This is a genomic window from Streptomyces abyssomicinicus, from assembly GCF_008974245.1.
Lineage (GTDB): Bacteria > Actinomycetota > Actinomycetes > Streptomycetales > Streptomycetaceae > Streptomyces > Streptomyces abyssomicinicus.
The window spans coordinates 20,835-31,212 of the sequence record NZ_BBZI01000017.1 but is presented as its reverse complement, the minus strand read 5'-3'; the positions used below and the strand labels follow the sequence as shown (position 1 = coordinate 31,212).

Sequence of the window (10,378 nt, the reverse complement as noted above, 5' to 3'; positions counted from 1 at the left end):
GACCGGAGGACGTGGCCGTCCTCCAGTCCGTCGGGGAACTCTTCGTCTCCACGGACACCACCATCGACTGGCAGGCGGTCCACGGTCCGGACGCCCGGATCGTCGACCTCCCCACCTACCCCTTCCAACGCACCCGTCACTGGCTCGACAACACCGGCCAGGTGACCGACGTGGCCTCCGCGGGACTCGGTGACGCCGGGCATCCGCTTCTCGGCGCGGCTGTCGAACTGCCCGAGAGCGGCGGCCTCGTGTTCACCGGACGACTGTCCTTGCACAGCCACCCCTGGCTCGCAGACCACGCTGTCGCAGGCACGGTCATCCTGCCCGGCGCGGCGTTCGTGGAACTCGTGCTGCACGCCGCGCGGCAGGCACGCTGCGACCGTGTCGAGGAGCTGACCCTCGAAGCGCCCCTGCACATCCCGGCCGACGACGCCGTCCAGCTGAGGATCGCGGTCGACGCCGCCGACGCGTCCGGGGGCCGGGCCGTGACCGTCCATACCCGGACCGAAGGCGGAGCGGCGGCGGACGGCCTCCTCGAGGAGCGGTCCTGGATCCGCCACGCCACGGGGACCGTCGTACCGGGCTCCGCGGATGCCGCCGAGACGGTTCCGGCATGGGAGGTGTGGCCGCCGGAGGGCGCGGAACCCGCGGACCCGGACGAACTGGCCGGCCTCTACGGCCGTCTCGCCGACGAGGGCTACCAGTACGGCCCCGCCTTCCAGGGGCTGACCGCCGCCTGGCGGCGCGGCGACGACGTGTTCGCCGAGGTACGGATGCCGGAGGAGGGCGCGAAGCGCGTCGGGGACTCGGCGGCACCCGAACGGTTCGGCCTGCACCCGGCACTGCTGGACGCGGCACTGCACTCCATGGGCTTCGGGGAGTTTCTCGACGGGGGCGCGCGGCTGCCGTTCAGCTGGAGCGACGTGGAGCTGTACGCGACCGGGGCATCGACGCTGCGGGTCCATCTCGCGTCCAAGGGCCCCGACGAGGTGACCGTGCGGCTCGCCGACGCGTTCGGTGAACCGGTGGCCAGCATCGGCTCGTTGACCCTGCGGCCCGTCGCGGTGGAGCAGCTGACCGCCGCGCGCACCCCGGCCGTCGACGGGCTGTTCGCGGTCGACTGGACGCCCGTGGCGGTGACCGGCGGCCCGCGGACCGGCACCGGCGCGCGGGGCGACGAGCCCACGCCGGTGATCGTGGGGACCGACCCGTACGACCTCGCGGCCGGAGGGACGCCCGTACACGCAGACCTGACCGCCCTCCTGGCCGCCGTCACGGGACGTACGACGGGCCGGACGAGCGCGGCCGACGGGGCCGGGGCGGTACGTATGCCCGACACCGTGCTCGTCTTCCTGGGCGGCAACGACGCCGAAGCCGTCCACGAGGCGGCCGACACACCCGACGCGGTCCGTGCGCTCACCGCGACCGGCCTGGGCCTCGTCCAGCAGTGGCTGGCGGCCGACGCGCTCCCCACGGCCCGCCTGGTCGTGGTGACCGAGGGCGCCGTCGTAGCACGCCCGGGCGAGCGGATCGGCGGGATCGCGGGGGCGGCGCTGCACGGTCTGCTGCGCTCGGCCGCGTCCGAACACCCCGACAGGATCGCAGTGGTGGACACCGACGGACGTGACGAGTCGGTGCGTGCGCTGCCTGCCGCGCTCGCGGCGATCACCGCCGGGGTGGCCGACACCGAACTCGCCGTGCGCGAGGGCGCGCTGTACGCGCCGAGGTTCGTACGCGCCGGTGCGGGTGCCTCCGACCAGGTGCTCGTACCGCCGTCGGACACCGGCGCCTGGCGTCTTGACGTCACCGCCAAGGGCACCCTCGACCATCTCGCCCTGGTGCCGTGCCCCGAGGCGGCCGGACCGCTGGAGGCCGGGCAGATCCGCATCGCGGTCCGTGCCGCCGGTCTCAACTTCCGCGACGTGCTCATCGCGCTGGGCGTCTACCCCGGCGACGCCCTCCTCGGCAGCGAGGCCGCGGGCGTCGTCACCGAGGTCGGGCCCGGTGTCACGGGCCTGGCCCCCGGCGACCGTGTCCTGGGCCTCTTCCCCGGCGGCGCGGGTCCGGTGGCCGTCACCGACCACCGCCTGGTGGCACCGGTCCCGGCAGGCTGGTCCTACGCGCAGGCAGCGGTCGTCCCCGTCGTGTTCCTCACCGCCTACTACGGGCTGCGCGACCTGGCCGAGGTCCGGCCGGGCCAGCGGCTGCTGGTGCACTCGGCGGCCGGCGGCGTCGGCATGGCGGCCGTGCAACTGGCCCGCCACTGGGGCCTGGACGTCTTCGGCACGGCGAGCCCCGGCAAGTGGGACACCCTGCGCGGCCTCGGCCTGGACGACGCGCACATCGCCTCCTCCCGCACTCTGGACTTCGAGCGGGCCTTCACGGACGCCACGGCCGGCGCGGGCATGGACGTGGTACTCGACTCGCTGGCCCACGAGTTCGTGGACGCCTCACTGCGGCTGCTGCCGCGCGGTGGCCGCTTCCTGGAGATGGGCAAGACCGACATCCGCGACCCGCGGGCCGTGGCGGACGACCATCCGGGCGTGCGCTACACGGCGTTCGACCTGCACGCGGACGCCGGCGCGGACCGCATCCAGAGGATGCTCGCCGACCTGATGGACCTGTTCGCGCAAGGGATCGTCACACCGCCGCCCGTCACCGTGTGGGACGTGCGGCAGGCCCCCGAGGCGTTCCGGTACTTCAGCCAGGCACGCCAGGTCGGCAAGATCGCGCTGACCGTGCCGACGGCTCCCGACCCCGAGGGCACCGTCCTGGTGACCGGCGGCACGGGTTCCCTCGGCGCCCTCGTCGCCCGCCACCTGGTGACCGAGCACGGCGCCCGCCGTCTCCTCCTCACCAGCCGGCGCGGCCTTGACGCGCCGGGCGCCGCGGAACTGCGTCGCGAACTGGAAACGCTGGGCGCGACGGTGTCCATCACCGCCTGCGACATCGCCGACCCCGACGAGACCCGCGGCCTGCTCGAAACGATCCCCGCGGACCACCCGTTGACGTCGGTGGTGCACACCGCGGGCGTCCTCGACGACGGCACGGTCGAGTCGCTGACGCCGGAACGCCTCGAGACGGTCCTGCGTCCCAAGGCCGACGCGGCGTGGAACCTCCACCGGCTCACCCGCGAACGCGGCGACGACCTCGCCGAGTTCATCCTGTTCTCCTCCGTGTCCGCCACGCTCGGCGGTGCCGGACAGGCCAACTACGCGGCAGCCAACGCCTCCCTGGACGCGCTGGCCGCCCACCGGCGCGCCCACGGCCTGCCCGCCACATCGCTCGCCTGGGGACTGTGGCAGCAGACCAGCGGCATGACGGGGAAGCTCGACGACGCCGACCTCGCCCGCATCCGGCGCAGCGGTCTCGTCCCGATCGAACCTGAGAAGGGCCTTGCCCTGTACGACGCCGCACGTGCCGCCGAACGGCCCGCGCTGGTCCCGGCACCCCTCGACCTCACCGCGCTCCGCGCCCTCGCGGACACGCAGAACCTGCCCACGCTCTTCCAAGGGCTCGTGCGCAAACCCGTACGCCGCGCCGCCGCCGGAGGAGCCCGAGCGGACCAGGCGTCGCTGAGCGAGCGGCTGTCCGGCCTCCCCGCCGACGAGCGGCAGCGGCTGCTGCTCGGCCTCGTACGGGACCAGGTCGCCGCGGTGCTCGGGCACTCCTCGCCGGACGCGCTGGACCTCGAACGCTCCTTCCGGGAGAGCGGCTTCGACTCGCTGACGGCCGTGGAACTGCGCAACCGGGTCAACGCGGCGACCGGGCTGCGCCTGCCCGCAACCCTGGTCTTCGACCACCCGAGCCCGGCCGCGCTCGCTGAACATCTGCGCTCCCGGCTGGCCCCCGACGAGCCGGAGGCCGACGGCACCGCCGGACACGCCGCGCTGCTCGCCGAACTCGACCGCCTGGAAGCCGCCCTGCTCTCCGTCGGCGGCGGGACCGGCACGGACGACGACCTGCGCGGGGCCGTCGCCACGCGCATCCAGGGGCTGCTGACGACCTGGAACCAGCACCGGCCCGGCTCCGCCGCGCAGCAGGACGACACGAGCAAGATCGCCTCGGCGACCAGCGACGAGATCTTCGACTTCATCGACAAGGAACTCGGCCGGACCTCGAACCACTGATCCGCGCCCCGCACCACCGAACCGTCCATGGAGGTCGGTACGCATGACGAACACCAACGGGTCCCCTCCCACGAGCGCCCCGGCCTCCGCCGGCGCCTCCAAGGAGGAGAAGCTGCTCGACTACCTCAAATGGGTCACCGCCGACCTGCAGAAGGCCCGTGCCCGCATCGAGGAACTGGAGGCCCGCGCCCACGAGCCGATCGCGATCGTCGGCATGGCGTGCCGCTACCCGGGCGGGGTGGAGTCCCCGGAGGACCTGTGGGAGCTGGTCGCGTCCGGCACCGACGCCGTCGGTGAACTCCCGAAGAACCGCGGCTGGAACCTCGACGGCCTGTACGACGCCGATCCCGACCGGGAGGGCACGACCTACACCCGGCACGGCGGATTCCTGCACACGGCGGGCGAGTTCGACGCCGAGTTCTTCGGGATGTCCCCGCGTGAGGCGCTGACGACCGACCCGCAGCAGCGGCTCCTGCTGGAGACGGCGTGGGAGACGTTCGAGCGGGCCGGCATCGACCCGGCCACCCTGCGTGGCAGCCGCACCGGCGTCTTCGCCGGAGCCGTCGCGCAGGACTACGCGCCGGGCGCGCAGCAGGCACCACCCGGCTACGAAGGTCACTTCATGACCGGCAACGCCATGAGCATCGCCTCCGGGCGCCTCTCGTACACCTTCGGCTTCGAGGGTCCGGCGGTGACGGTGGACACGGCGTGCTCGTCGTCGCTCGTCGCGCTGCACCTGGCCGCCCAGGCGCTCCGCAACGACGAGTGCTCCCTCGCGCTCGCCGGTGGCGTGGCCGTCCTCGCCTCACCCATGCTGCTGCTCGAGTTCAGCCGGCAGCGCGGCCTGTCGGTCGACGGCCGGTGCAAGGCGTTCTCGGCGGACGCCGACGGCACCGGCTGGGCCGAGGGCGTGGGCCTGCTGCTGCTCGAGCGGCTGTCGGACGCGGAGCGCAGTGGTCACCGGGTGCTGGCGGTGTTGCGGGGGAGTGCGGTCAATCAGGACGGTGCGAGCAACGGTCTGACGGCGCCGAACGGTCCGTCGCAGGAGCGGGTGATCCGGCAGGCGTTGGCGAACGCGCGGCTCGCTTCGGCGGATGTTGACGTGGTCGAGGCGCATGGGACGGGTACGCGGTTGGGTGATCCGATCGAGGCGCAGGCGTTGCTGGCCACGTACGGTGCGGACCGGCCGGTGGAGAGGCCTCTGTGGCTGGGCTCGTTGAAGTCGAACATCGGTCATGCCCAGGCGGCCGCGGGTGTGGGTGGTGTGATCAAGATGGTGGCGGCGCTCCGGCACGGTGTACTGCCGAAGACGCTGCACGTCGATGAGGCGTCGCCGCATGTGGACTGGTCCGCGGGTGCGGTGGAGCTGCTGACGGAGCGGCGGGACTGGCCGGAGCTGGACCGTCCGCGCCGGGCCGCTGTGTCGTCGTTCGGGATCAGCGGCACGAACGCGCACGTGATCCTCGAGCAGGCCCCGGAGCCGGCCCTCCCGCAAGAACCGCCGGCGGAACCCGACGGCCGGCGGGCGGGGAACGGTGGCCCCGTGCTCTGGTCCCTCTCGGCCAGGAGCCTGGAAGCCCTCCGTGAACAGGGCGACCGGCTGCGGCGGTTCCTCATCGACGACCCGGACGTGCGTCCGGCGGACGCGGGCCTTTCCTTGGCCACGACCCGCAGCCGGCTCAGGCACAGGGCGGTCGTCGCGGCGCCCTCCCGCGAGGCCGGCCTTGACGCACTGGCGGCGCTCGCGGGCGGCGGCAGGAGCGAAGCCCTCGTACTGGGCTCCGGCACGGCTCGTTCTGCTGTTGGTGGTCGGTTGGCGTTTCTGTTCACGGGGCAGGGGTCGCAGCGGGTGGGGATGGGGCGTGGGTTGTATGCGTCGTTCCCGGTGTTCGCGGCGGCGTTCGATGAGGTGGTGGCGGCGTTCGACGGTCTGTTGGATGTTCCGCTTGCGGATGCTGTGGACGGCGAGTTGGTGCATGAGACGGGTGTGACGCAGCCGGGGTTGTTCGCGTTCGAGGTGGCGTTGTTCCGGTTGTGGGAGTCGTGGTGTGTGCGGCCGGATGTCGTGGCGGGGCATTCGATCGGTGAGTTGGCGGCGGCGCATGTGGCGGGGCTGCTGGATCTTGGTGGTGCGGCGCGTCTGGTGGCGGCTCGGGGCCGGTTGATGCAGGCGCTGCCGCGAGGCGGGGCGATGCTGGCGGTCCAGGCGGGTGAGGACGTGGTCGGTCCGCTGTTGGTGGGCCTGGAGGATCGGGTGTCGTTGGCTGCGGTCAACGGTCCGGTGTCCGTGGTGGTCTCGGGTGAGGCTGACGCGGTCGCGGGCGTCGCGTCGAAGCTCACGGAACTGGGGGTGCGCAGTCGTGAGTTGGTGGTGAGTCATGCGTTCCATTCGCCGTTGATGGAGCCGATGCTCGAGGAGTTCCGCGCGGTCGCCGACGGGCTCACTTTCCACACGCCTGTGATCCCGCTGGTGTCGACGCTGACCGGGGAGGAGGCGTCGGCGGAGGAGCTGTCCTCCCCGGACTACTGGGTGGCGCATGCGCGTGGGGCGGTCCGTTTCCACGACGCCGTGCGCACCCTCCATGACGATCTGGGTGTGTTGCGTTTTGTCGAGGTGGGTCCGGATGCGACGTTGACGGCGCTGGCCCGGACGGCCCTGGGTGACGATGTCGTCTGCGTGCCGTCGTCGCGCAAGGACCGGCCGGAGGACGTGGCCGTCCTGCAGTCCGTCGGGGAACTCTTCGTGTCCACGGACACCACCATCGACTGGCAGGCGGTCCACGGTCCGGACGCCCGGACCGTCGAACTCCCCACGTACCCCTTCCAGCACCGGCGGTACTGGCTGGAGACCGCCCGTTCCGGCCCTGTCCCCACGCCCGAGTCCCTCGGTGCGCCGGGCGGGACGCCAGAGCCTGTCCAGCCCCGCCCCCTGTCGGAGCTGTCCGTCGAGGAGATGAGGGACCACCTTCTCGCGCTCGTCCGGGAGCACGCCGCCGACGTCCTCGGGCACGCCGACCCGGACGCCATCGGCGTCTCGGAGAACTTCCTCGACATGGGATTTTCGTCCTTCACCGCGCTGGAGGTACGCAATCGACTGTGCGAGGCGACCGGACTCCTGATACCGCCCGTAGCCATGTACGACCATCCCACGCCGGGGGCGTTGGCTGATTTCTTGAGGGATGAGGTGACGGCCGCCGCGATATGACGGAGGACCGCAAGCGCGCAGAAGTCCATTTCGGCCAAAAGTTTCGCGTCTTGGCCACTTTCCTTCGCATCGAACATACGATTTCCATCGGCCGGACGTCCCGCTCGTGAGTCTGGTCCATGCGAGATGCACGGAGGGAGTTGGCGTCAACAATGGCCGGACCAGGTACGCCCGGTGCGAGGAGCGCGCGTCCCGGAGAGCGGCGCAGGCTGATCGAGGCGCTGGCCGGCGCGCGCGAGGGCAGACGTATCGTCGAGCTGGCGGGGGACCCCGGGTCCGGAAAGACAAAGCTGCTGGCCGCGCTGATGGACGAGGCCAGAAGCCGGGGTTTCGTGGTGGCGCACGGGCGGGCGACGGAACTCGACCAGAAGGTGCCGCTGCACTCGATCACGGCCACCTTCGACTGCGGATCGGTGCTCGAGGCGTCGCGTGACCTGCCGCACGACGCCGCGGCTCTGGTGCGTGCAATATGGGCGCAATCCTCCGTTCATATTTCCGACGGGATCACTGATCCGAGTGGGGCGCAGAATGCCTCTGAGAAATCCGGCGCCAGTGGTGTGGAGTTGTCGCGAGGTCTTCTCCTTCCCGCCATGCGTGGCCTTTTGGGGCGGATTGCTCGCAACCGTCCGACGGTGCTGATCCTGGACGACTGCCACTGGATGGACCACTATTCCGCGGAACTCATCGATTACCTCATCCGCTATCCCGTGAACGAACAGCTGCTGATCGTGCTCTCGCATCGGCCCCGGCAGATGTTCCCGTGGCTGAGGAGCGCCCTCGCGCAGGGCGTCGCGTCCGGTGTCGTCGAGCGGATCACACTCGGCGAGCTGACGCTCGGGCAGTCGGCGGAGTTGCTGTCCACGGAGGCGCACAACCGGCGCTGTGTGGACCTGCACCGTGAGAGCCAGGGCGTCCCGCAGTACCTGCTGGCCCTGGCGGACGAGCCCCACGGTGAGGTCCTCGCGTCGCTGGTCCAGGGCGAGATCTCCCAGCTGAGGCGTGAGGAGCGGTGGGTCCTGGAAGCCGGGGCGGTGCTCGACGGGAGTTTCGACGTCACGGCGCTCGCCGCGGTGGCCGGAGTCGAACGTGACCGTGCCTGTGTCGCGGCGAGCGCCCTGCTGAGCCGCGACCTGCTGCGCCGCTCCGACCCGGCCTCCGTGCTCGTGTTCCGGCACCCGCTGGTGCGCGACGCGGTGTACGGGGCGGTCGACAACTGCTGGCGCCGGGAGGCCCACCGGCGGGCCGTCGACCACCTGCGGAACACGCGGGCACCCGCCTCCGCGCTGGCGGCCCATGTGGCCGCCGCACCGGACGGCTCGGACTCGGGCGACGTGGAGGTCCTGCTGCGCGCCGCGGCGGAGGTGCTGCCGGCGGCGGACCGGGCGATCGCCTGGCTGGAGGTCGCGCTGCGGATGCAACTGCCGCCGCTCGTGCGCGGGGAGGTGCTGCTCGCCCTGAGCCGCGCTCTCTGCGCGGCCGAGCGGTTCGAGGACGCGCTGCCGCTGCTGAGGGAGGCCGTGGCACTCGGCTCCGCGCTGCCGCGGCGGATCTGGGCCAAGGCCGTGGAGCGGAGCGCCATGATCGAGACCCTGTTGGGGCGTTACTCGGAGGCCGAGGCCACCCTGGACGGGGCGCTCGCCTCCTTCGGTGACGACGCGTCGCTGGAGGAGGTGGGGCTGCTGGTGCGGCGCGGCGTGGTCGGCCTGTTCGACGGCCACACGCTCGACCCGGGGACGGTGGCCCTGGCGGCCAGGATCGCACACACGTACGGCTGCCACACCTCGACGGCCGCGGCGATGGCCCTGCGTTCATTGGGGGCGGCGTCGTCCGGCGACATGGACACGGCCGAGGCCGCTCTCGATGAGAGTGCCGTGTGCGTCGAGCAGCTGGCCGACGCGGAGATCGCGGAGAGCCCCGACTGCCTGGCGCTGCTCGGCTGGGCGCAACTGGGCCTCGCCCGTTTCGCGGACGCCGAGGCCACGATGCGCAGGGGAGTGGCGCTGACGAAGGAGTCCGGAGAGACCAGCACGCTCGCCCTGTTCCTGATCGGGCTGAGCCTGGCGTACAGCACGATGGGACGCATCGGCGACTCGCGGCGCGCGGCGGTCGAGGTGAAGGAATGGGCGCGCAGGGTGGGTGCCGTCCAGGTCAGGGAGATGGCGCTGGCCCTGGAGGCCAACTGCGCGATCTGGCTGAGCCGTACGGACGACAGCAAGCGGGCCGTCTCCCGCGCCCAGCGGCTCATCAACGGGCTGCCCCCGGGCACGTACTGGTACAGCTTGGGCGCCGCCATGTGCCTGGCGGCGTCCGTGGAGATGGAGGAGGACGCCGAGCGCTGCATGGCGCTCGTGCTCGACGCCGGCGGCGGTGCCGCGCTGCCCAACCTCACCCTGGTGCTGCGCGCCCAGTGCTTCGAACTGCTGTGTGCGGCGGCGATCGCGCAGGGCAGCCCGTGGGCCGCCGAGTACGCCGAGCAGGCGATGAAGGTGGCGGAGGCCGTGGGTCTCCCCTACCAGCGGGCGTTCGCGCTCTCGGCGCAGGGGCATGTGCTGAGCGCGCGTGGAGATGTGGACGAGGCGGCGATGCGCTACCGGGAGGCGGCGGACCTGTTCGCGACCCATGGGGCGCTCGGTTCGCAGGCCCGTGCGCTGACGCTCGCTGCCCGGTGCGCGGCGGCCGGCGGCAGTCCGGACCGTGCGGCGGAGATGCTCAGGCCCGCCAGGGAGCTGGCCATGCAGTGCGGTTCGCCGGTCCTGCTGGCCGCCGGGAAGGGACGGCAGGGGAGCTCCGCGAGGGACGCCGCCGGCGACGAGCCTCCGGGCGGACGGGAGCGCCGCCTCGACCTGTCGTGCCTGACCGACCGGGAACGGGAGATCGCGGGCATCGCCGGAAGCGGCCGCAGGACCAAGGAGATCGCGGAACAGCTGTGCCTGAGTCCGAGGACGGTGGAGGTCCACCTGTCCCGCATCTACCGCAAACTGAACGTGCCGTCGCGCGCCGCGCTGGCCCGGCTGATGGCACGAGCCGCCTGAGACGGCACTTC

At 72.2% G+C, this 10,378-nt stretch carries 3 protein-coding genes; all 3 read left to right on the top strand.

The genetic code is table 11. The annotated features are described in order from the left end of the window. Nucleotides 1-4,130 (top strand): SDR family NAD(P)-dependent oxidoreductase (locus tag GBN72_RS35730; RefSeq protein WP_151775690.1); only part of this gene is annotated, 4,130 nt, incomplete at its 5' end. 43 nt (nt 4,131-4,173) lie between these two features. Next, on the top strand, nt 4,174-7,335 hold the full coding sequence (locus GBN72_RS33075; protein WP_151775682.1) for a type I polyketide synthase: 3,162 nt from the start codon (nt 4,174-4,176) through the stop codon (nt 7,333-7,335). Between the two features lie 152 nt (nt 7,336-7,487). Next, nucleotides 7,488-10,367, top strand: coding sequence for an ATP-binding protein (locus tag GBN72_RS33070; protein ID WP_164541013.1), 2,880 nt, complete (start codon nt 7,488-7,490; stop codon nt 10,365-10,367). Nucleotides 10,368-10,378 lie beyond the last annotated feature (11 nt).